We start from the raw sequence: 21,164 nt of genomic DNA, 5'->3' as shown, positions 1-21,164 counted from the left end.
ACGCCATCAATGAAGTCTGCCCGAAAAAACGCCGGCCCGGCCGGATGATGACTTCTGCGTGTCGAAGGATTCGTCCGCCGCCGGCCGCCTCGAAGACGCCCGGGCCGAGACCCCGTTTGTGCCGTGCGCCGGACGGGGTTTTTCGTGATGGCGTCGCAAATCGCGAGGCCATCTCTTCGTGTCCGGGGGAAAGGATCTTATCCCATGGACATCAGCATCGCACTCGTCATCCTCCTCGGCCTCGGGGGCGACTGGCTCTTCCGCCGACTCCGGATGCCCGGCCTCGTGGGGATGCTCCTCGTGGGCATCCTGGCCGGGCCCTACGTCCTGGGCCTCATGGCCCCGGAGATGATGCAGGTCTCGGGCGATTTCCGAAAGATCGCCCTCATCGTGATCCTGCTCCGCGCCGGCTTCGAGCTCCGGCGCGACACCCTCAACCGCGTCGGCCGCACCGCCCTCCTCATGAGCGCGGTCCCCGCCGTCTTCGAGATTGTGGGGGTGACCCTGGTGGCCCCGCACCTCCTTGGCATCTCCACCCTCGAGGCCGCCATCCTGGGCTGCATCCTCGGAGCGGTCTCCCCGGCCGTGGTGGTGCCGCTCATGATCGACTTCATGGACCGGGGCCGCGGCGCGAAGAAGGGGATCCCCACCCTGGTGCTCGCCGCCTCCTCCGTGGACGACGTCTTCGTCATCGTCCTCTTCACCATCTTCCTCGGGATGTACGGCGGGGGCGAGGTGAACGTCTGGGCGAAGCTCGCCGAGGTCCCCGTCTCCGTGGCCCTCGGCATCGTGGCCGGCGTGGTGCCCGGCTACCTCCTCTACCGGCTCTTCGAGCGCTACGATCTCCGCCCGCCCAGAAAGACCCTGGTGGTGCTCGGCGTCGCCATCGCCCTCACCTGGGTGGAGAAGGCCCTGGAGGGCCGCGTCCCGGTGGCGAGCCTCTTGGGCGTCATGGCCATCGGCTTCGTCATCCTCGAGAAGGCCGAGCCCATCGCCCACCAGATCTCCCAGAAGCTCAAGAAGCTCTGGGTCTTCGCCGAGCTGCTCCTCTTCGTCCTCGTGGGCGCCCAGGTGAACGTCCACGTGGCCTGGCAGGCGGGGCTGGCGGGGACGGCGGTGATCCTGGCGGGCCTCGTCTTCCGGAGCGTCGGGACCTACCTCTCGCTCCTCGGAACCCCGCTCACCCCCCGCGAGCGGCTCTTCACCGTGGTGGCCTACGTGCCGAAGGCCACGGTGCAGGCCGCCATCGGCGCGGTGCCGCTGGCGGCCGGCGTGGCCTCGGGCGAGCTCATCCTGGCCGTGGCCGTGCTCTCCATCCTGCTCACCGCCCCCACCGGGGCCGCGGCCATCATGTTCCTCGGCGAGCGGATCCTCGACCACGGGGAGCGCTCCCCGTACAGCTTCAAGACCCTGCGCGACCGGCTCGGCTCGCCCAGGGTCGGCGAGCGGGTGCGCCGCCGGGCGGACAAGACGGTGTGGAAGGTCATCGAGGAGCAGGAGATCTGGCTGGAGCCCCGGGAGCCCGGCGCCCGGCCCGAGCCCGCCATCCGCCTGCGGCTCTGGCGCGAGGAGACCAGCACCGGGCCCGGGACCGGGGAGACCCGCTACCTCACCCTCACCGGCGCGGACCCGCCATTCGAGGCGGAGTGGGAGATCCTCTACGTGGGCTAAAGCCGGCTGGTGCCCTCGGCCCGTTGACAGGGGCCTGCCCGGCGCCTATAGGTGGAGGCATGGAGCGGCCGTACAGCATCCCCAAACGTGAAGGAGGTCTCCCATGAGCCGTCATCCCGTGGTGGACGAGGAACTCTGCATCAGCTGCGGCACCTGCGCCGAGATCTGCCCCGAGGTCTTCGAGGTGGAGGAAGACGAAAAGGCCCGGGTGAAAAACCCCGACGCCTGCGACACCTGCGACTGCGAGGAGGCGGTGGAGAGCTGCCCCGCCGAGGCCATATCGTGGTCGGAGTAGCGGCGCCCCTGCTCGACTACGCCGAACCGGTCCTCGAGGCCTCCTCCTGCCGGCGGGACCGGGCCTGCTTCAAGGCCCGGCTCGAGACGGCGGCGGATCTTTCCCCGCTCCTTCCGTATGCCAACGCCCGGGTCAAGGTCCTCACCCACGACCCGGAGGAGCCGGTGCTCGTCTTCCGGCACGAGGGATACCGGGTGGCGCTCCGGCCCCACGAAGTGGCGGTGGGCGTCGTGGCCGACCTCGAGGAGGGCCGGGCCGCCGTGCGCCGGGTCGTGGACCTCCTGAACGACCTGTGGGCCCGGCGGAACGAGATCCCCCCCGACCCCCGGCCCCGTTCCCTTCCCCCGGCCATGGAGATCTACCGCCTCCTGCCCCGCACCAATTGCCGGGAATGCGGCGAACCCGCCTGCCTCGCCTTCGCGGCCAAGGTCGCCCTGGGCGAAGCGGAACCGGAAGACTGCCCGCCCCTCGCCGCCGACGCGGAGGGCCTCGCCCGCCTGCACCGCCTCCTCGAACCCTGAGCCCCGCCCCGGGCCGGCGCCCCTCCCCGGCGTGGATCCCCGGAAGCCCCCCGCACCGGCGTGCAAGGAGCTTGACTTTTCATAGCCATATGGCTATAAGACTTGCATGAAGCGCACCGTCCAGATCTACAAGGCCGCCTCGGATCTCACCCGCTACCGGATCCTGAAGCTCCTCTCCGGGGGGACGGCCTGCGTCTGCGAGCTCGCGGAGGCCCTGGAGCTGGCCCAGCCCACGGTGACGCGCCACCTCCAGGCCCTCGAGCGGGCGGGGCTCGTGACCTCGCGCCGGAGCGGCCAGCGGATGGACTTCGACCTCGCGCCCGACCCCCGGCACCCCGTGGCCCGGGAGGTCCTGGCCGGTGTCCGGTCCCGGGTCGAGGACGACCCGGAGCTGCCGCGCTTCCTCCGCCGCCTCCGGGCGGCCCAGGCGGCGCGGGGCCGGGAGGCGGGGCCGGCCTGCTGCCCCGGCCGCGCCGCCGCGGAAACGGGGGCCCGGCCGTGAAGACCGTGCTCTTCCTCTGCACGCAGAACGCCTGCCGCAGCCAGATGGCCGAGGCTCTGGTGAACCACCATCTCGCCGGCCGGGTGCGGGCCTTCTCCGCCGGGACGGCCCCCGCCGAGGTGCACCCCCTGGCGGTCCGGGCGCTGGCCGAGGCGGGCATCGACATGTCGGGGGCCCGCTCAAAGCACGTGGACGAATTCGCCGGCCGTGCCTTCGACCTGGTGGTGACCCTGTGCGGCGGGGCCGCCGAGGCCTGCCCCGTGGTCCCCGGCCAGGGGCGGCGGATCCACGCGGGCTTCGACGACCCGGCCGGCGCCACGGGCGGCGAGGACGAACGGCTCGCGGCCTTCCGCCGCGTCCGGGACCGGATGCGGGCGGAGCTGGTGCCGCTGGTGGCGCGGGAACTCGGGATCGAGAACGAGAGGTGAATCTTGATGGCCCAAATTCATAGCCACATAGCCATAAGTCTCCAAAATCGTCCCGGTCCGGCGGGAGGCCGGCCGTGAACTGGCGCCGGGAACTCCTGCTGATCGGGGGGGCGGTGGGCCTCTTCCTGGTCTTCTACTTCCTGCCCGGGGGGCCGAGATTCCTGCGGGCCGTGGACCAGGGCGTCCTGCTCCTCAACTTCTATGCCCGGGAACACGTCCTCTTCTGCCTGGTGCCGGCCTTCTTCATCGCCGGCGCCATCGAGGTCTTCGTCTCGGACCAGGCGGTCCTCCGGTACCTGGGCCCCGCGGCCCCGAAACCCGTTGCCTACGGGGTGGCCTCGGTGGCCGGGGCCATCCTCGCCGTCTGTTCCTGTACCATCCTGCCCATCTTCGCCGGGATCTACACCATGGGGGCCGGGCTCGGGCCGGCCGCCACCTTCCTCTACTCCGGCCCGGCCATCAACGTGCTGGCCGTCATCCTGACGGCCCGGGTCCTGGGGCTGGACCTCGGCCTCGCCCGGGCCGTCGGGGCGGTGGCGACGAGCATCCTCGTGGGGCTGGCCATGGCCGCCGTCTTCCGCCGGGAGGACCGGGAACGCCTCGACCGGATGGCCTCGGTGGCGACCGGCCCCGGCCGCCCCCTGTGGCAGGTGGTCCTCTTCATGGCCACCCTGGTGGCCCTCCTGGTCTTCGCCACGTGGGGCGAGGGTATCGGCCTCTGGCAGCGGGTGCACGAGGTGAAGTGGGTCCTCACCGCCGCCGCGGCCCTGGCCCTGGCCGTGGAGCTGGCGGTCTTCTACCGGGTCCGCCCCGCGCCCCTGGCCGCCCTCGCCGCGGCCGTCGCGGCGTCGGCCGCGGCCGCCGGGCGCCCCGAGATCCCCTTCACCCTGGGGGCCGCCGGGCTCTCCGTGGTGCTCTACACCGCCGGCGGCGAGGCCCGTGCCTGGTTCGAATCCTCCTACATCCTGGCGCGGAAGATCCTGCCGCTCCTCTTCCTGGGGGTCTTCTTCGCCGGGTTCTTCCTGGGGGCGCCCGGGGAGGGCGGCGGCCTCATCCCCGCCCGCCACGTGGCCGCCCTCGTGGGCGGCAACTCCCTGGCAGCCAACTTCTTCGCCTCGGTCATGGCGGCCCTCATGTACTTCGCCACCCTCACCGAGGTGCCCATCCTGCAGGGGCTCATCGGCTCCGGGATGGGGCCGGGGCCGGCCCTGGCGCTGCTCTTGGCCGGGCCCGCCGTCTCGCTCCCCAGCATGCTGGTCATCCGCTCCGTGCTCGGAACGCGCAAGACCGCCGTCTACGTAGCCCTCGTGGTGACGGTGGCCACGCTCACCGGGTTCGGCTACGGGTACCTCGCCGCCGGAGGCTGACCATGCCGGAAACCCTCTGCTACTGCTTCGGCTACACCGACGCGGACATCCGAGACGACGTCCGCGCCCACGGCCGTTCCACCATCTTCGCGCGCATCCTGGCCGAGAAGGCCGCGGGCGCCTGCCGGTGCGCGGAGCGCAACCCGCGGGGCCGCTGATGTCTCGCCGACGTCCGCCGTGCGGCGGACGAGGCCCTGCGCGCCATGGAGGAAACATCGTGAAAAAGGAGATGCCGGCCCCGTTCCGCCGCCCGGCGGCGCTGGCCGCCGCGATCCTCGCCGTCCTGGCCTGGGTCGTCCCGGCCTGCCCGGCCGCCGAGCGGAAGGTCGTGGTCTACTACTTCCACACCGCCTACCGGTGTCCCACCTGCCGCACCCTCGAGCGGCTCTCCCGGGAGGCCGTCTCGGAGGGCTTCGCGGCGGAGCTGGCCGACGGGCGCCTCGCCTTCCGGTCGGTGGACGTAACCCGCCCCGAAGACCGCCACTTCGTGGACGACTTCCGGCTCTACACCAAGTCGCTGGTGCTCGTGGAGGAGGGCGGCCCGGCCCCCAGGTGGAAGAATCTCGCCCGAATCTGGGACCTCGTGCGCGAGCCCGCCGCCTTCAAGCACTACGTGCAGCAGGAAGTCCGCACCTTCCTCTCGAAGGCCGGCGGCTCGGGAGGGCGGCCATGACCCACGGCATCCCCTCCCTCCTCGCCGCGGGCTGGCTGGGCCTCCTCACCTCGGTGAGCCCCTGTCCCCTGGCGGGCAACCTCGCCGCGATATGCTACATGGCCGGCGGCACCGGCCGGTGCTCCGGCCCGGCGGCGCTCCGGGCGGGGCTCTGCTACACCCTGGGCCGCGCGGCGGCCTACGCGGCCCTGGCCTCCGCCCTCTCGTGGGGCCTCCTCGCCGTGCCGCGGACGGCCTTCTTCCTGGAAACCCACATGAACCGCCTCATGGGGCCGCTGCTCGTGGCCACCGGGGCGGTGCTCCTCGGGTGGCTGCGCCTGCCCGCCTTCGGCCCCCGCACCGGGGCGGGGGCCCGGCACCTGGCGGACCGGGGCGGGGCCTGGGGCGCCGGGGCCCTCGGCTTCCTCTTCGCCCTCTCCTTCTGCCCCGTCTCGGCGGCCCTCTTCTTCGGGAGTCTCCTCCCGCTCGTCCTGGCCGAGCGGTCCCCGTTCCTGCTGCCAGCCGCCTTCGGGGTGGGCACCGCCCTCCCGGTGGCCGCCGCGGCGGCGGCCATCGCCGCCGGCGCCGACGCCGCCGCCCGGGTCTTCGAGGCGGCCCGAGGCCTCGACCGGTGGGCCCGACCCGCCAGCGGCGCGGGGCTCATCGCGGCGGGGAGCTACTGGACATGGAACCACCTCCTGGCACCGGTGCTGGCCGGGCCGGGGGCCTGAACGACACAAAACCAGGAGAAGGAGGTCCCCCATGAAGATCGAGATCCTCGGACCCGGTTGCGCGCGTTGCGAGGCACTCCGGGCCAACGCGGAACAGGCGGTGAAGGAACTCGGCCTCGAGGCGGAGATCGAAAAGGTCTCGGAGATGGGCCGCATCATCGGTTACGGCGTCCTCACCACCCCCGGGATCGTGGTAGACGGCAAGGTGAAGGGCTACGGCAAGCTCTTCTCCGTGGAGGAGATCAAGCGACTGCTCACCGGGGAGGAGGGATGAGCGCCCGCCGGCGCCGGCCCGCGATCCCGGAGGCCATCGAAGAAGGAGGACGGATCTCATGACCGACAACACCGCGGCGCGCCCGAAGCGCCTGAGCCTCTTCGAACGTTACCTCTCCCTCTGGGTGGCCGCCTGCATGGTGCTCGGGGTGGTCCTGGGCCGGACCTTCCCGGCGGCCACCTCGGCCATCCGGACCCTGGAGTTCGGCGAGAACACTCACATCAACGTGGTGATCGCCGTGCTCATCTGGCTCATGATCTACCCCATGATGCTCAAGGTGGACTTCAAGTCCGTCCTGGACGTGGGAAAGCGGCCGAGGGGGCTCCTCATCACCCTGTTCGTGAACTGGCTGGTCAAGCCCTTCAGCATGGCCTTCTTCGGCTGGCTCTTCTTCCGCCACCTCTTCCTGCCTATCATCGGCCTGGAGCTGGCCCGGCAGTACATCGCGGGCGTCATCATCCTCGCCGCCGCCCCCTGCACCGCCATGGTCTTCGTCTGGAGCTACCTCACCGACGGAGACCCGGCCTACACCCTGGTCCAGGTGGCGGTGAACGACCTCATCATGCTCTTCGCCTTCGCCCCCATCGTAACCTTCCTCGTGGCCGGGGCCTCCGGGCTCACGGTGCCCATCCCGGTGCTCCTCTGGGCGGTGTTCCTGTTCATCGTGATCCCGCTCGCGGCCGGGAGCCTCACCCGGACCCTGGCCATCCGCGCCAAGGGCCTCGAGTGGTTCGAACAGCGGTTCCTGCCCCTGCTCCACCCCGTCTCCGTGGCGGCGCTCCTGGCCACTCTGGTGATCATCTTCGCCTTCCAGGCGGACAACATCAGCGACAAGACCCTCCACGTGGCCCTCATCGCGGTGCCCATCATCATCCAGGTCTACTTCAACTCGTCCCTGGTCTACGGGCTCATGCGGCTCTTCCGGGTCCCGTACCCGGTGGCCGCCCCCGGCGCCCTCATCGGGGCCTCGAACTTCTTCGAGCTCGCCGTGGCCACGGCCATCGCCCTCTACGGGCCCGAGTCCGGGGCGGCGCTCGCCACCGTGGTGGGCGTTCTGGTGGAGGTCCCGGTGATGCTCTCGGTGTGCGCCTTCTGCAACCGCACCCGCCACTGGTTCACGGAGGTATGACCATGTTCGAAAAAGCGCTCTTCCCGGTGGACTTCTCCGAGATCTCCGACAAGGTCCTCGCCTGCACGTCCGCCCTCGAGGGGCTCGGCATCCGAAAGGCCGTGCTCCTCCACGTCACCGACGTGAGGTCCGCCGTGGACTTCCTCGGCTTCGACAAGACCTTCTACGAACGCCACGACCAAATGGCCACCCAGGAACTGGCCGCCCGGCTGGAGAACCTGCGCCGGGCCGGCATCGAGGCCGAAAGCCGCCTCGTCCACGACATCCCGGGAAAGGGCGTGGTCCATGCCGCCCGGGCCGAGGGTTGCGACATCGTGGTGATGGGCTCCCACGGCCGCACCTCCTGGAAGGAGAAACTCCTCGGGGGCACCACCGGCTTCGTGGTGGAGCACGCCGACGTCCCCGTCCTCGTCATGCGCCCGGCGGGCACAGGAGACCGCTTCACCTGCGCCCTCGAGGCCCGGCCCGTGACCGACCACGTCTGCCTCCTGACGGACCTGTCGCCCCGGGCCGAGGGGGCCCGCCGGGCGGCCCGGTCCCTGGCCCCCAGGGCGGCCCGGATGACCCTCTTCCACGTGGTGGAATCCCCCGGGGCGGGAGAGGAAACCGCCCGGGAGACGCCTCCCGGGAAGGCCCCCGCGGCGGCACGGAACCGGCTCGCCGGCCTTGCGGAAGAGATGAAGGCCGCCGGGGCGGGAGCCGTGGAGGTCGAGCTCGTCACCGGCCCCGTCCGGGAGGAAGTGACCCGGCGGCTCCGCCGGGGGGACGTGACCCTTGCCGTCATGGGCACCCGGGGGTGGGGCGGCTTCCGGGAACTCCTCCTGGGAAGCGTCTCCAGGGCCGCCGTGGAATTCGCCGCGGCCCCGATCCTCTTGGTCAGGGAGTGATGGCCCGCAAGGGCTTCTGAGCGGATACCCAAGGAAGGTCGAAAATGCACGGTGCGAGAATGCCGAGGAGCGAGGCGGGCCATGGGTACATCGCGGTGACGAGGGGATCCGAAGCACCACAGCCATCGGCGAGTTTTCGCGACATCACCAGGGCCGAGGCTCCCGACAAGGCTGGCCGCCGCATGTCGCTCCGAGACCTCCCCGCGTTCCTCGTCCTCCTCCTCGCCCTGGCCGCCCTGCCGGCCGCCGCGGCGGCGCCGCCGGCCCCCGGCCCGGCGCCCCGGAGGCTCACCCTCGAGGCGGCCGTCCGAACCGCGCTCCGCCAGAGCCCCCTCCTCGCCGCGGTGGTCCACGAGCGCCGAGCCGCCGGAGAAGAGCGCCGGGCGGCGCTGGGCCGGATGCTCCCCCAGGTCACGGCCTACGCCGACGCCCGGCGCCAGAGCGACCCCACGGTGGTGGTCCCCATCAAGAGCTTCAACGGCCCGCTTCCGGACTTCAGCCGCGACCAGTACCAGGCGGGCACCCGGATCCGGGCCCCCCTCTTCCACGGCGGCAGCCTCCGGGCCCGCCTGGCCCAGGCGGCCGCCGGGGACCGGGCCGCCCTGGAAGGGCTCCGTCTCACCGCCCAGCGGCTGGTGGCCGAGGTCACCGACGCCTTCAACCGGGTGCTCTACCTCGAGGCCCTGGTCCGGGCCCAGGAGGAGACCCTCTCGGCCCTCGAGAAGGCCCGCGCCGACGCCGCGCTCCGGCTCGAGGTGGGCCGCATCGCCCCGGTGGAACTCATGCGGATCGACACCCAGGTGGCCTCCCAGCGCCAGGCCCTCATCCAGAGCCGCGAGTCGGCCCTCCGGGCCCGGGAGGACCTCGCCCTGCTGCTCGGCCTCGACCCCTCGGCGCCCCCCGAGGCGGAGGGCCGACTCCTGCCGGCGCCGCCCGCAGGCGAGGCCGCCCCGGACATCGAGGCGGCCCTGGCGCGCCGCCCCGACGTCCGGCAGGCCGAGCGCCGGGTCCGGCAGGCCGAGGCGGCGCTCCGGGCGGCCCGGGGCCGGCGGCTCCCCGCCCTGGACCTCGTGGGGGACTACGGCCGCCGGGCGGGAAGCGGCTTCGAGGCCGACGAGGAGGTCTGGTGGGCCGGCGTCGCCCTCTCCTTCGACCTCTTCACCGGCGGCACCGTCTCGGCCGAGATCCGGAAGGCCGAGGACCAACTCCGGGCCGCCGAGGAACGCCTCCGCGAGGCCCGGCTCCGGGCCCGGACCGACATCCTCCATGCCCGTTCCGCCCGCCGGGAGGCCGAGCACCGCCTCGAGGTGGCCGCGGCCGCCCGCCGGACCGCCGAGGAGACCTACCGGATCGAGCAGCTCCGCTACCGGACCGGCGCCGGTACCGTGACCGACAGCCTGCTCGCCCAGTCCGCCTGGCTCCAGGCCAAGGCCGCGGAGCTGGCCGCCATCTTCGACCACCAGCGCGCCGCCGTGGCCGAGCGCCTGGCCCTCGGCCTCATCGAGGCCGGGCCCCCGGCGACGGCTGCAGGCGACGGCGAGACCCCGGAAAGGACCGCCTCCAGATGAAGACCCGACTCCGCCTGAACCGCAGGCAGATCGCCCTCGCCCTCGCCGTCCTGATCCCGGCCCTCGGGGCCGTGCTCCTCGTGCGCCACCGCAAGGCCCAGCTCGCCCGGACCCCGCCCCCCGCCCCGGTGCTGCCGGTGGTGACCACCGCCCGGGCCGCCTACGGCACCTTTCCCGCCACGGTGCGCCTCCTGGGCACCATCGAGGCCAAGGTGGCCGCCGAGATCGCCCCGCGGGTGACCGGCCAGATCCTCGAGGTCCGGGTGCGCGAGGGCGACCGGGTGCGCCGGGGGGACCTCCTCGCCCGCCTCGACGACCGGCCCGAGCGCGACCGCGTGGCCGGCCTCCGGGCGGCGCTCGACGCCGCCCGCACGGCCTTCGCCACCCAGGAGGCCGTCACCGGCCGCGACCGGCGCCTCTTCGAGGCCAAGGCCCTCAGCCGGGAGGCCCTGGACCGGTCCGTGGCCGCCCTCGAGGCCGCCCGGGCCCGGGTGACCGGCCTCGAAAAGGACCTCCACGCCGCCGAGACGGACCTCGCCTACACCCGCCTCGAGGCACCCTTCGACGGCGTGGTCACGGCCCGCCTCGCCGACCCCGGGGACCTGGCCCTCCCGGGCCGGCCCGTGGTCGCCATGGAGGCTCCGGACCGCGGCTACCGGGTCCGGGTCCGGGTGCCGCAGGACCTCTTCCCCGTGCTCGCCCCCGGGACACGGGCCGAGATCCTCCCCCCGGACCCCGGCACCGCCCCCCCGCTGGCGGCCCGGGCGAGCCGCGTGGTCCCGGCGGTGCGGGTCGGCACCCTCGCCGCCGTGGAGATCGACCTCCCGGACCGCCCCTTCGGGCTCCCCACCGGGGCCACCGTGGAGACCCGGCTCGAGACCCGGCGCCACGAGGGGTGGCGGGTGCCGCTCCGGGCGTTGCTCGAGAACGCGGGGGCCGACTGGGTCTTCCGGGTCTCGGACGGCGGCACGGTCCACCCCGTCCGGGTGGAGGTCCGCTGGCGCGGCGACACCTTCGCCGTGGTCCGGGGCGACCTGGAGGGTGTCCCCCGGGTGGTGACCGCCCAGGAGAGCGCCCTGCTGCGCCTCCACGACGGCGAGAAAGTCCGGGTGGCCGAGGCCGCCGGCGCCGACGCCCCCTCCGGGGCGGCGGCGCCGGGCCCGAAGGCGGACACCGGGAAGGCCCGGCCATGAACGCCCCGTCCGGCACGCCCACGCCCGGCCCCGGGGGCCGGAAGACCTTCGTCGAGGCCTACCTCGAGCGGCCCTACCTCATCACCTCGTTCATCCTGCTCGCCGCCGCCCTGGGGTTCATCGGTTTCAAGGCCATGCCCCTCAACCTCTTCCCCGACGCCAACTACCCGGTGATCGCGGTGATCATCCCGGAACCCGGGGCCGCGGCCTCGGACGTGGAAGACAAGGTGACCCGCACGGTGGAGAAGGAGCTGGCCACCATCGACCTCGTCCGCAAGGTCCGCTCCGTGAGCCAGGACGAGATGGCCGCGGTGAGCGTGGAGTTCGAGTACGCGAAGAGCCTCGACGCCGCGGCCACGGACGTGGCCAACGCCTTGAAGCGCATCGAGGCCAAGTTGCCCCCCGACATCCAGCCGCCCGAGATCTTCCGGGTCAGCGACGCCACCAACCCCGTCTTCACCCTGGCGCTGGCGCCGCGGCCCGGCAGCCACCTCGACCTCGCCAAGGTCCGCCAGCTCGCCGACAACGAGATCCGCGAGGCCCTGCTCCGCGTGCCCGACGTGGCCAACGTGGAGGTCTTCGGCGGCTACGCGCCCGAGGTCACCGTGGAGGTGGACCCCCGGCGCCTCCACGCCCACGGCCTCTCCCTGGCGCAGGTGATCGCCGCCATCCGGGCCCAGAACCTGAACATCCCCGACGGCCTCGTCTTCCGGGACGGCGGCCAGTACCTCGTCAAGACCCAGGGGGAACGCCTCGAGAAGGCCCGCCTCCTGGACATCGTGGTGGGCCGCGAGGCCGGGGGCGAGGTCCACCTCGGCGACGTGGCCGACGTCCGCACCGGCTACCGGGAGCGCCAGTCGCTCTACCGCGGAAACGGCCACCCGGCCATCGGCGTCAACATCCTCCGGCCGGAAAAGGGCCACGTCACCACCACCATCGCCGCCCTGGAACGGGCGCTGCCGGCCATCCGCGCCCGGTTCCCCGACGTGACCTTCGAGGTGGCCGACACCCAGAAGACCATCATCGAGACCAGCATCTCCAACATGGTGGATGCCCTCCGGGACGCCATCGTCATGACCGTGGCGGTGATCTTCCTGATCCTGGCCAACACCCGGATCTCGCTCCTGGCCGCCGTCTCCATCCCCTTCACCTACTTCCTCACATTCGCGGCCATGTACGTCTTCGGCTACGAGCTGAACATCGTGACGCTGACGGCCATGATCGTGGCGGTGGGCCTCCTCCTGGACGGCGCCATCGTGGTGATCGAGAACATCGAGCGCCACTTCAGGGAACTCGGGAAAGACATCCACCGGGCGGTGGTGGACGGGGTCAACGAGATCCTGCTCGCCAACTGGGCCGGTGTCTTCACATCGGCCATCGTCCTGGTCCCCATCATGTTCATCGGCGGATACGTGGAAAAGATCCTCCGCCAGTTCACGGTGGTCCTGGCCATGGCGCTCCTCGTCAGCTACGCGGTCTCGGTGACGGTGATCCCCCTGTTGGCCCGGCACGTAGTAAAGGCCGGCACATCCAGAAACCGCGTGGAACGCTGGGTGAGCCACGTCGGGCGGTACCTCGTGGATCCGGTTCGGGACTTCTTCGCGGGGCTGATCGAGGTGGCCCTGCGGCACCGGGGCCTCTTCCTCCTGGTGGCCGCCTTACTGTTCGTGGCCAGCATGCGGCAGATGCCCCTTGCCGGCCGGGATCTCATGCCTCCCATGGACACGGGCATCGTAAAGATCGCCTTCGAGACGGATTCCGACAGCTCCCTGGCGGCCACCGAGGCCGTGGCCGCACGGATCGAGGCCGTGCTCCAGGACATGCCCGGGGTCGAACGGATCTCCACCACCGTGGGGTCCGAGCCCGGCGTGGTGAGCTTCGGGACCGGGCGCATCCCCCAGCAGGGCCTCGTCACGGTCCACTTCGTGGACCGTTTCCACCGAAAGGAGACCATCTGGGAGCTCGAGGCGGCCATCCGGAAGCGGGCCGCCGCCATCCCGGGCCTCAAGAGCCTCGACGTCTTCGACTTCGGCGCCACTCCCCTCTCCTCCATCGCCGCGTCGGTGGACGTCATGATCTCGGGCCCGGACCCCGCCGTCCTGGACCGGCTGGCGGACGACGTGGCGGCCCGGATCCGCCGGGTGCGGGGGCTGACCACCGTCTCGCGCTCCTGGACCCTGGACAAGACCGAGTGGCGGATCCGGGTGGACCAGGAGAAGGCCGCCCGCTACGGCCTGGACCCGGTGGAGATCAGCCGGCAGCTCACCGAGGCGGTGAGAGGCGGGCCCGCCTCCGTGCTCCGCGTCCCCGGCGAGGACGGCTACGTCGTGCGGGTGCGCTACCCCGCCGAGGCCCGGGACAGCCGGCCGGACATCGAGGCCATCCAGGTCCGGACCCGGATCGGCCCGGTGCCCCTGGCCGAGCTGGCCCGGGTGACCCGGGCCCGCACCCGGACCCGCTTCACCCGCCAAGACCTCGAGCCCACGGTGGACGTCTACGGCTACCGGGCCACCACGGCCATCACGCACCTCCAAGGCCGCATCCAAAAGGCCCTGGCCGGCCTCCGGCTGCCCCCCGGGTACACGCTCCGCCACGAGGGCGAGATCAAGAACATGGAGGAGGCGGGCCGCCGCCTCAAGCGGGCCCTCGGCCTCGCCGTGGTGCTCCTCTTCTTCTCCCTGGCGCCCACCTTCCGGTCGTGGCTGAACCCCCTCACCATCATGACGAGCATCCCGCTCGCCATGATCGGGGCGGCCTGGGGCCTCCTCCTCACCGGCCGCCACGCCTGCATGCCGGCCAACATGGGGATGATCCTCCTGGCGGGCATCGTGGTGAACAACTCCATCCTGCTCATCGACTTCATCGAAAAGTCGCGGGCCGAGGGGGTGCCCCTCCGGGAGGCCATCGAGCGGGCGGTGCGCGTCCGGACGCGGCCCATCCTCATGACCGCCCTCGGGACCATCGTGGGGATGCTGCCCATCGCCGCGGAACGCGCCCTGGGCCTCGAGCGCCTCTCGCCCCTGGCGGTGGTGGCCATCGGCGGGCTCTTCGTCTCCACCCTGCTCACCCTGATCTACGTGCCCATCTTCTACACCCTCTTCGAGGACCTCAGGGCCTGGGCACGCGGGGTGGCTGAGGGACTGGCGCGGCGGGCCGGGAAGGCCCCGGCCCGGGGACGGTGAGATGCCGGGGAAACGGGAGAGGCGGCCGGCCGGCCGCGCCTTGCGCCCCCCGCGGGGCCCGCTGCCGGCGCGGGCCCTTCTCCTTCTCGCCGCCCTGCTCTTCGGGCTCCGGTGCGCGGCGGCGCGGGCGGGGGTCACCCTCGACGGGGAGATCCGCGAACGGTTCGAGGCCTGGAACGGCCTCAACAAGAAGGCCTACGGGGACGCGGCCGTGGACTCCGCCGGCACCGTCCGGGGCGAGCCCGACGACCGGCTCCTCCTCCAGCGCGTGGTGGCCGGCCTTACGGGGGAGGGCCGGCGGATCGACTGGCGCCTCCACCTCTACGACGCCCGGGTCTGGGGCTGGTCCCTCGACCAGGACGACTTCGTGAAGAACCGGGGCACCAGCGACGAGGTGGTCATGGACCCCTACGAGGAATACCTCGAGCTCTACGACGCCCAGGTGACGATCAAGGGGATCGGGACCCGGCAGTCCCGCCTCGTCCTCGGCCGCCAGGTCATCTGGTACGGCGACCGCCGCGTCTTCGGCCCCGGCTCCTGGGGAAACGCCATCGGCTGGCTCTGGGACGCCGCCCGGTACTCGCTCCGCCGGGGCCGGGACTTCGCCGACGTCTGGTACGGGCAGACCAAGACCAAGGACCCGGAGTCGTTGAGCCTGGCCGCCCGCCACGCCTACCAGGGCGTGGGCCTCTACGCCCGCCACGCCTGGTCCGCCACCGGGGGCGTCGAGCCCTTCTTCGCCTGGAAGAAGGCCCGCTTCTTCGACCGCGACCGGCGCGAGGACACCCGCTTCTTCGGCTGCCGCCTCTACGAGGACGACTGGCGGGGCCTCTGGTTCGACCTCACATGGATCCGGGAAACCGGCCGCTTCGAAGACCGCCGCGGCCCGGACCCGGACGTCTCGGCCTACGCCTACGTGGCCAAGGCGGGCTGGACCTTCCGGGACCTTCCCTGGCGGCCGCGGCTCGGCCTGGGCCGGGTCTACGCCTCGGGCGACCCCCGCCCCGGCGACGACCGCGTCCGGACCTTCTCCAGCCCCTTCGGCTCCACGGACGGCCGCCACTACGGCCGCCTGGACGTCATGTCCTGGGGCAACATGGTGGACGACCAGGCGAGCCTCGACCTCGCCCCCCGCCCCGGGCTCTCGGTCCACCTGGCCCTCCACCGGTTCTCCCTGGCGGAGAAGGCCGACAAGTGGACCTACTACGGCTACCGGGTGCCCGGCAACCGCCACGCCCACATCGGGGACGAATTCGACGCTGTGATCCAGTGGCGGCCCGCCCGGGACTGGGACGTCCAGGTCTTCTACGCCGTACTCCGGGCCGGGGACTTCATCACCGAAAACGGCATCGCCCGAAACGACGCCGGCCGCCTCGTCTGCCAGGTCACCTGGCGCTTCGCGGCGCCCCTTGACACGGCAGCACCACAATCCAGCAAGGAGGTGTCACCATGAAGAAACTCGACGAACTCTTTCCCATCGGTCTCGCCTTCCACGGCCACAAGTGCCCCGCCATGCCCATGGGGCTCCGGGCGGGCCTGGCCGCCATGCGGACCCTCGGGGTCGAGCGGGCCCAGGACAAGGAACTCCTCCTGGAGTCCGAGACAGGGAAGGGCCATGCCGCCGCCTGCTTCCTGGACGGCCTCATGACGGCCACGGGCTGCACCTACGGCAAGGCCAACGTCCGGAAGCTCTACTACAACAAGCTCGCCTTCACCCTCATCGACGCCCGGACGGGACGGGCCGTCCGCGTGGCGGTCAAACCCGACTTCTTCGAGAAGGCCCTGGCCTCCCCCTTCGTCCAGCAGCGGAAGGCGGGCGTTCCGCCGCAAGAGATCCCGGCCGAGATCGCCGACCCCCTGGTGGAACGGATCCTCGGGCTCCCGGAGGCGGAGTTCCTCGAGGTCGGGGAGGTCCGGACCGTGGAGGTCCCCAAGGGGAAGGGGGTCTTCGAAGCCCGCCGCTGCGCCGGATGCGGGGAGCTCACCTTCGTGAACAAGCTCCGGGTGGGCACCGACGGCGAGCTCTACTGCATCCCGTGCTCCGGCTACCCGGACTGATGCCCCCGCCCGGCCGCCGCCGCGGCGGCCGGGCGACCCCCGGGAGGTCCCGCCCATGATGCTCTCCCTGACCGCCGCCATCGTCCTCGCCCTGGCATTCCTCTTCTCCATGCTGGGCCTCGGGGGCGCCATGCTCTACATCCCGGTCTTCCACTGGTTCGGCTACGACTTCAAGTCCGTGGCCATCCCCACGGGGCTCCTGCTCAACGGCGTCACCGCCCTCTCCGCCGCCGTCTCGTACCTGCGGGCCGGCATGGTGGACGTCCGGGGGGCCGCGCCCCTCATCGTCTCCTCGTTTCTCGGGGCGCCGGTGGGCGCGCTCTTTACCCGCTACGTCCCCACCGAGACCCTCATCCTCCTCTTCGCCGCCGGGATGATCCTCGCCGGTGGGCGGATGCTCATCGCCGCGGGCCGGCCCGACACGCGGCGGCACATGGCCCCGGGGGCCCGGTTCGCCCTCATGGGGGCGGGCGGCTTCGGCGTGGGGATGATCGCCGGGCTCCTCGGGATCGGGGGCGGCTTCCTCTTCGTCCCCATGATGCTCGCCATGGGCTACCCCACCAAGCAGGCCGCGGCCACCAGTGCCTTCGTGGTGGTCTTCTCGTCCTTTTCGGGGTTCGCCGGGCACCTGGCCGAGGGCCACTTCGACTGGCCCCTCATGGGGGCGACCCTGGCGGCGGTGATCGTCGGCTCGCAGTTGGGGGCCAAGGTGATGCGGGAGCGGATGAAGGCCGCCTGGATCAAGCGGATGTTCGGCGGGGTCCTCCTCGCCGTGGCCGCGAAACTGCTCTGGAGGCTGTTCGGGTGATGAAGACGCGGCCGGCGGCCGGGCCACGGGTGGGAAGGCACGAAGGCACGGGGCCGGGCCTTCCCGGGCCACCGATTCGGCAGGGGCCACGGGCCGTGGCCCCTCCACCCCAGCCCCCCGAAAGGGGGGCTTTTTTTTTCGGCTAAAAGGCCAGCTGGAGCCGGGAGAAGGCCGCGGTCTTGTCCCGCCGGGCGCCCGCCGGCGCAACGAAGCCCGCCGGCCCGACCCCGGACCAGTAGCCGCTGATCCCGTCCCGGAGGTGCGCGTAGGCCACCCCGAGGTCCAAGGTCAGGTACCGGTGGAGGCGCCAGGTCCCCATGACCAGGGTGTCGATACCGAGTTCCGAGCTGCGGCCCCGCGGCGTGTGGCTGGCGCCGAACCAGCCGGCGGCGAGCCGGAGGGAGAACCGGCTCTCGAACCGGTGGGTGTAATAGGCCTGGACGGTCACGAGGCCGTAGCCGTTGTTGGAGATGTTGACGGCGCTCTCGTCGATGCCGGTGTCGGTGGCCCCCTGGACGGTCAGGAGCCCGGTGTAGCCCCAGTAACCGTAGGTCCGGGAAAGGGCCATGACGGGCAGGAAGCCGCTCCCGTCCCGTTCGCCGGAGGCGTAGGTCGCCATGAGACCGGCGGCGTGCGGCCCGGCCTCGGCGGTCACCTCCAGCTTCGCCGCGCACCCCTGCCCGGGATCGTCCACGCCGAGCAGACGGCCGTCGGTCCTGGACCCAAGGACGCAGGCGCGGACCGCCACGGCGGGCCCGGCCTCCACCTCGACGCCGGCCCCGTAGTTCCAGTGGCGCCGCGTGTGGTGTCCGTCAGGGGTGGCCGCATCCAGGAACGAGAGCCCGGCCGTCAGCCGCAGGCCCGGCGCCGGCCGGACCTGGAGATCGAGCTGGTAATGGTCGAAATCGTCGTGGGCGACGGGTTCCGCCCCCTCATGGAGATCGGCGGCGAAACCCCGGACCTGAACCGGTCCCAGGGGGACCCGGACCTCGACCCCCACGGGGTTGTAGTCCCAGTCGGCGGAAAAGAGCACGTCGCCGAACCGGTCGGAGAGTGGAAGGATGCCCGCCCGCACCTCGGGGCCGTGCAACCCCAGGGGGGCGAAGGCCACGACGGCGTGTCGCACCCCCACCGTGGTGGCGCGGGAGCCGGAGGGCGTTGTGGTCAGGTTGTCGTTGGTATGACCGAGTTCCAGCTCGAGGTGCGATCGCAACCGCTCGCCGAACCGGAAGTCCAGGTCCTGGCGGATGCGGACCCGGCTCGCGGTGGGATGGTCCCCGGGCAGGTCGTTGTCGGCGGCATAGGAATTGACGCGGTACTGGCCGCCGAACCCCACCTGGATGTCCCCCCCGGGGGGCGTGAAGACCAGGGGCGTCTCGCCGCCCGCCCCGGGTCGCTTCCCGGGTCCTTCGGGGCCGGCCGCCCGCCGGCGCAGCTCTCGGATCTGGGCGTCCTTCTCTTCCAGCGCCCGCTCGAGGTCCCCGACCCGTTCCTCCAGGCGGTCGAGGCGCTCCGCGGTCGCGGCATCCTGCCCGGAGGCGGCCGCCGCCCGGTCCACGGGGACGGCGACCACGGCACAGCAGAAGACCGCCGCCGCAAGGGCCGCGGCCCCCCGGGGCGCTCGCCCGCCGCATCTTCGTGCCGGCATCATGTCTCCTCTCCGCCGTGCCCACGCCCCGCCCGGGGTCGTCCCCCGTCGTCCGCCGGGGATGTGCCCCGGGGGCGGGCGGACCCGCCCCCGGGCGCGGTGACGGCCGGCGATCCTAGAAGGCCAGCTGGTAGACCAGTTGGACCTTGTAGTCGTCGCCGAGCTTGGTGCCCGTGGCGGGCAGTTTGTGCTTGAGCCCCGTGTCGTCGTCGTAGTTGGTGGTTTCGTAGTCGAGCACCAGCAGGTTCCCCTTGGCGACATCGAAGGACAGGCCGACGATGTAGAGGTCGTAGGCGGTGTCCTTGGCGATGTCGTCATCGTTGTCCTGGTCGAAGTGATCGTAGCGGCCGAAGAGCGAGAGGCGGTTCGTGACGAAGGGCAGGCGCACCCGCCCGAAGAACGAGTAACCCTGGGTCTGGAGTTCGTCCACCAGGTTGCCCAGTGCATCGGTCTTGACCCAGGAACCGGCGGCGTTCCCGGTGGTCTGGAAGTACTGGGCGGTGAAGATGAAGAGCGGGTGCTCGTAGCTCAGCATCCCCAGGTTCACCATATAGTCGGGCTTGTCGCCGTTGTAGTCCTTGTTGCCCTCCCCGAACATCCCGAGGTAGCTCAACTGGAAGCCGGGCAGGAGCCAGGGCAGGGGCCGGGCCGTCAGGCGCACCTCGACGGCCTTGTTCTGGTTGGCCTCGTCGGCATGGTAGCCGCCCCCGTTGTAGACGCCGACCTGCCAGCTCCCGTAGAGGCCGTCGTAGTGATGGTTGCCGGTCTTCTCCTTGGCGTCGGGCAGCTTCCCGCCGATGTTGCCGCGCAGGCTGACGCCGAGGTCGGCGGAATTGAAGACACCGGCACGCTCGATGGCCATGGTGCCCTGGCAGCGGTAGGGGTTGACGTGTTCCTCGAAGTCCAGCCAGGGATTGTGCCCCTGCCCGAATTCGGCCTTCATGTCGGTGAGGAAACCGAGATCCCCCGGCCGGAACTCCGCGTAGAGGTACTTCAGCCGGAATTCCCAGTCACCGTCCGCCTTCCGGGTGATGTCGCTCGTGATCCGGGCGGAGAGCCAGGGGGTGATCCGCTTCTTCACCGTTAGGTAGCCCCGGCCCAGGGTGAAGCGGTCGAAGCTCTCTTCCCCGCCCGCCTTGGGCGACTTCCCGATGGAATAGTCGAGGTACCCCAGGAGGCCGATGGACAGCCCCTGGAGCGCCGGCGGAAGCCCGGCCTCCCGCCCGTTCTCCTTCGCGATGGCCCGGGCCTCCTCCGGGGTCAGGACGCCCTTCTTGACCAGGGTCTGGAGCAGCGGGTCGTCCGCGGCCCTGGCGACGCCGCCGGCCGCAACCACCGCGGCGGCGAACGCCACGGCCATGAACGCCACGAGATACCTTTGCGCCGTTTCGATGACTTTCATGAATCCCTCCTTGTCGTGTTGCACGTTCATCCCTCGCCGAGACGGCCCCAGCGGCGCCGCTCAACTCAACAGCCGAAGTCTTCCTCCTCGGCGTCGCCGGAGGACGTGTCGCCCGCCGGCCCGCCCCCGGGACGGCCGGCCGGTGGCTGCATCACCCCCCCCGCCGCCCCGGCACCCCGGCGTTTCCACTTGAGATAGGCCGCGTAGCCGCCCTTGAGGGTATAGACCCGGGTGAAGCCGAGCTCCCGCAAGACCACCAGGACGTGGATGGCCCGGCGCTGGGTATGGCAGACGAGCAGGATCGGGGCGTCCTTCCCGGGAAGCAAGTCCAGGTGCCTGAGGACCCGGCGGAAGGGGATGTTGACCGCGTCCTTGAGATGTCCCTTGTCGAATTCCTCGGGGTCGCGGACGTCCAGCAGGAAAAAGCCCGGCCCGCCACCCCGGAGCGCCTGTTCCAGCTCCGCCGGCGTCACGCGGTAGCGATCCTCCGGTACCGAGGTGAGGTAGTCGTCGCCGGCGGCCGCCAGGACGGCCAGCCGGTAGCGGCTCCAGGCCGCATCGTCGGCGGGCCGGATCACGATGGCCGACCTGAAACGCTCCGCGGCGCCGGCGAAGTCCCCGTTCCGGAAGGCCCGGTCGCCGGCCCGGACCAAGGCCGCGTAGCGCGCCGCCGTCCTTTCCCCCGCCCCGCTCTCCCCGGGCGTGGCCTCTCGGCCGCCCCCGCCCCCGGAGGGGTGTCCTGCCTCCCTGCACGCGGCGGGGAGGCAGGACAAGAAGAGGAGGAGTGCGATGAGCCAGGGAGGAGCGGGGACCTCCGCCCTGGAGAGAGAAGACCGTACCGGTGGCAT

General features: G+C 71.8%; 21 protein-coding genes. 18 read left to right on the top strand and 3 right to left on the bottom strand.

The genetic code is table 11. The features are described 5' to 3' along the window. Nucleotides 1–204 precede the first annotated feature (204 nt). The 18 genes from HCU62_RS07685 (at nt 205) to HCU62_RS07600 (ending at nt 17,266) form a co-directional block, all read left to right on the top strand. Nucleotides 205–1,671: a cation:proton antiporter gene (locus tag HCU62_RS07685; protein WP_163298556.1), complete on the top strand. Its 1,467-nt coding sequence runs from the start codon at nt 205–207 to the stop codon at nt 1,669–1,671. Nucleotides 1,672–1,774: 103 nt separating this feature from the next. Next, entirely contained in the window at nt 1,775–1,966 is a 192-nt protein-coding gene (locus tag HCU62_RS07680) for a ferredoxin (RefSeq protein ID WP_163298557.1), read from the top strand. Beyond that, nucleotides 1,954–2,487: a (Fe-S)-binding protein gene (locus HCU62_RS12860; protein WP_169755544.1), complete on the top strand. Its 534-nt coding sequence runs from the start codon at nt 1,954–1,956 to the stop codon at nt 2,485–2,487. Before HCU62_RS07680 ends, HCU62_RS12860 begins: the two co-directional genes overlap by 13 nt. 106 nt (nt 2,488–2,593) lie before the next feature. Then, nucleotides 2,594–2,989: an ArsR/SmtB family transcription factor gene (locus HCU62_RS07670; RefSeq protein WP_163299780.1), complete on the top strand. Its 396-nt coding sequence runs from the start codon at nt 2,594–2,596 to the stop codon at nt 2,987–2,989. Then, nucleotides 2,986–3,417 (top strand): arsenate reductase ArsC, encoded by a 432-nt coding sequence (locus HCU62_RS07665; RefSeq protein WP_163299778.1) that lies wholly within the window; start codon nt 2,986–2,988, stop codon nt 3,415–3,417. Before HCU62_RS07670 ends, HCU62_RS07665 begins: the two co-directional genes overlap by 4 nt. A gap of 74 nt (nt 3,418–3,491) precedes the next feature. Continuing rightward, nucleotides 3,492–4,784 (top strand): permease, encoded by a 1,293-nt coding sequence (locus HCU62_RS07660; protein WP_169755543.1) that lies wholly within the window; start codon nt 3,492–3,494, stop codon nt 4,782–4,784. Nucleotides 4,785–4,786: 2 nt separating this feature from the next. Next, nucleotides 4,787–4,942 (top strand): bacterioferritin-associated ferredoxin, encoded by a 156-nt coding sequence (locus tag HCU62_RS07655; protein WP_163299776.1) that lies wholly within the window; start codon nt 4,787–4,789, stop codon nt 4,940–4,942. A 59-nt stretch (nt 4,943–5,001) separates the two neighbouring features. Continuing rightward, entirely contained in the window at nt 5,002–5,457 is a 456-nt protein-coding gene (locus HCU62_RS07650; RefSeq protein WP_163299774.1) for a nitrophenyl compound nitroreductase subunit ArsF family protein, read from the top strand. Next, nucleotides 5,454–6,167, top strand: a complete 714-nt coding sequence (locus HCU62_RS07645) for an aromatic aminobenezylarsenical efflux permease ArsG family transporter (protein ID WP_169755542.1) — start codon at nt 5,454–5,456, stop codon at nt 6,165–6,167. Before HCU62_RS07650 ends, HCU62_RS07645 begins: the two co-directional genes overlap by 4 nt. Nucleotides 6,168–6,198: 31 nt before the next feature. Further along, nucleotides 6,199–6,441, top strand: coding sequence for a thioredoxin family protein (locus tag HCU62_RS07640; protein ID WP_163299513.1), 243 nt, complete (start codon nt 6,199–6,201; stop codon nt 6,439–6,441). A 58-nt stretch (nt 6,442–6,499) separates the two neighbouring features. Then, nucleotides 6,500–7,570 carry an ACR3 family arsenite efflux transporter gene (gene arsB / locus HCU62_RS07635; RefSeq protein ID WP_163299515.1) on the top strand — a complete coding sequence of 357 codons (1,071 nt, stop codon included), beginning with the start codon at nt 6,500–6,502 and terminating at the stop codon, nt 7,568–7,570. Between the two features lie 2 nt (nt 7,571–7,572). Continuing rightward, nucleotides 7,573–8,457 (top strand): universal stress protein, encoded by an 885-nt coding sequence (locus HCU62_RS07630; RefSeq protein ID WP_163299517.1) that lies wholly within the window; start codon nt 7,573–7,575, stop codon nt 8,455–8,457. 182 nt (nt 8,458–8,639) lie between these two features. Further along, on the top strand, nt 8,640–10,025 hold the full coding sequence (locus HCU62_RS07625) for a TolC family protein (RefSeq protein WP_163299519.1): 1,386 nt from the start codon (nt 8,640–8,642) through the stop codon (nt 10,023–10,025). Then, the gene (locus tag HCU62_RS07620) at nt 10,022–11,218 is read left to right on the top strand and encodes an efflux RND transporter periplasmic adaptor subunit (RefSeq protein ID WP_169755541.1); all 1,197 of its coding nucleotides are present in this window, start codon (nt 10,022–10,024) and stop codon (nt 11,216–11,218) included. The genes HCU62_RS07625 and HCU62_RS07620 overlap by 4 nt, the downstream gene beginning before the upstream one ends. Then, the gene (locus HCU62_RS07615) at nt 11,215–14,400 is read left to right on the top strand and encodes an efflux RND transporter permease subunit (RefSeq protein ID WP_163299108.1); all 3,186 of its coding nucleotides are present in this window, start codon (nt 11,215–11,217) and stop codon (nt 14,398–14,400) included. Before HCU62_RS07620 ends, HCU62_RS07615 begins: the two co-directional genes overlap by 4 nt. Before the next feature lie 40 nt (nt 14,401–14,440). Then, nucleotides 14,441–15,853, top strand: a complete 1,413-nt coding sequence (locus HCU62_RS07610) for an alginate export family protein (protein ID WP_163299107.1) — start codon at nt 14,441–14,443, stop codon at nt 15,851–15,853. Continuing rightward, on the top strand, nt 15,850–16,458 hold the full coding sequence (locus HCU62_RS07605) for an FmdE family protein (protein WP_163299106.1): 609 nt from the start codon (nt 15,850–15,852) through the stop codon (nt 16,456–16,458). The genes HCU62_RS07610 and HCU62_RS07605 overlap by 4 nt, the downstream gene beginning before the upstream one ends. A gap of 55 nt (nt 16,459–16,513) precedes the next feature. Continuing rightward, nucleotides 16,514–17,266 carry a sulfite exporter TauE/SafE family protein gene (locus HCU62_RS07600; RefSeq protein ID WP_163299105.1) on the top strand — a complete coding sequence of 251 codons (753 nt, stop codon included), beginning with the start codon at nt 16,514–16,516 and terminating at the stop codon, nt 17,264–17,266. A 142-nt stretch (nt 17,267–17,408) separates the two neighbouring features. On the opposite strand, the gene HCU62_RS07595 is transcribed toward HCU62_RS07600, so the two are convergent. The 3 genes from HCU62_RS07595 to HCU62_RS07585 all read right to left on the bottom strand — a co-directional run bounded on the left by HCU62_RS07595 (nt 17,409) and on the right by HCU62_RS07585 (nt 21,164). After that, nucleotides 17,409–18,914: an outer membrane beta-barrel protein gene (locus HCU62_RS07595; protein WP_163299104.1), complete on the bottom strand. Its 1,506-nt coding sequence runs from the start codon at nt 18,912–18,914 to the stop codon at nt 17,409–17,411. Between the two features lie 115 nt (nt 18,915–19,029). After that, a complete protein-coding gene (locus HCU62_RS07590) occupies nt 19,030–20,316 on the bottom strand; it encodes a hypothetical protein (RefSeq protein WP_163299103.1) in 1,287 nt (428 codons plus the stop codon). 65 nt (nt 20,317–20,381) lie between these two features. Further along, the gene (locus HCU62_RS07585) at nt 20,382–21,164 is read right to left on the bottom strand and encodes a rhodanese-like domain-containing protein (RefSeq protein ID WP_169755540.1); all 783 of its coding nucleotides are present in this window, start codon (nt 21,162–21,164) and stop codon (nt 20,382–20,384) included.

This window comes from Dissulfurirhabdus thermomarina (genome assembly GCF_012979235.1).
GTDB classification, from domain to species: Bacteria; Desulfobacterota; Dissulfuribacteria; order Dissulfuribacterales; family Dissulfurirhabdaceae; genus Dissulfurirhabdus; species Dissulfurirhabdus thermomarina.
Note: the sequence above shows the minus strand (reverse complement) of the source record. Positions and strands in the feature narration are given on the sequence as shown.

Excerpts from the sequence above, each read along its gene's own strand:
- HCU62_RS07685 (WP_163298556.1), top strand. The coding sequence starts at position 205 with ATGGACATCAGCATCGCACTCGTCATCCTCCTCGGCCTCGGGGGCGAC.
- HCU62_RS07680 (WP_163298557.1), top strand. The coding sequence starts at position 1,775 with ATGAGCCGTCATCCCGTGGTGGACGAGGAACTCTGCATCAGCTGCGGC.
- HCU62_RS07670 (WP_163299780.1), top strand. The coding sequence starts at position 2,594 with ATGAAGCGCACCGTCCAGATCTACAAGGCCGCCTCGGATCTCACCCGC.
- HCU62_RS07655 (WP_163299776.1), top strand. The coding sequence starts at position 4,787 with ATGCCGGAAACCCTCTGCTACTGCTTCGGCTACACCGACGCGGACATC.
- HCU62_RS07645 (WP_169755542.1), top strand. The coding sequence starts at position 5,454 with ATGACCCACGGCATCCCCTCCCTCCTCGCCGCGGGCTGGCTGGGCCTC.
- HCU62_RS07640 (WP_163299513.1), top strand. The coding sequence starts at position 6,199 with ATGAAGATCGAGATCCTCGGACCCGGTTGCGCGCGTTGCGAGGCACTC.
- arsB (WP_163299515.1), top strand. The coding sequence starts at position 6,500 with ATGACCGACAACACCGCGGCGCGCCCGAAGCGCCTGAGCCTCTTCGAA.
- HCU62_RS07630 (WP_163299517.1), top strand. The coding sequence starts at position 7,573 with ATGTTCGAAAAAGCGCTCTTCCCGGTGGACTTCTCCGAGATCTCCGAC.
- HCU62_RS07625 (WP_163299519.1), top strand. The coding sequence starts at position 8,640 with ATGTCGCTCCGAGACCTCCCCGCGTTCCTCGTCCTCCTCCTCGCCCTG.
- HCU62_RS07620 (WP_169755541.1), top strand. The coding sequence starts at position 10,022 with ATGAAGACCCGACTCCGCCTGAACCGCAGGCAGATCGCCCTCGCCCTC.
- HCU62_RS07615 (WP_163299108.1), top strand. The coding sequence starts at position 11,215 with ATGAACGCCCCGTCCGGCACGCCCACGCCCGGCCCCGGGGGCCGGAAG.
- HCU62_RS07605 (WP_163299106.1), top strand. The coding sequence starts at position 15,850 with ATGAAGAAACTCGACGAACTCTTTCCCATCGGTCTCGCCTTCCACGGC.
- HCU62_RS07600 (WP_163299105.1), top strand. The coding sequence starts at position 16,514 with ATGATGCTCTCCCTGACCGCCGCCATCGTCCTCGCCCTGGCATTCCTC.
- HCU62_RS07595 (WP_163299104.1), bottom strand. The coding sequence starts at position 18,914 with ATGCCGGCACGAAGATGCGGCGGGCGAGCGCCCCGGGGGGCCGCGGCC.
- HCU62_RS07590 (WP_163299103.1), bottom strand. The coding sequence starts at position 20,316 with ATGAAAGTCATCGAAACGGCGCAAAGGTATCTCGTGGCGTTCATGGCC.
- HCU62_RS07585 (WP_169755540.1), bottom strand. The coding sequence starts at position 21,164 with ATGCCACCGGTACGGTCTTCTCTCTCCAGGGCGGAGGTCCCCGCTCCT.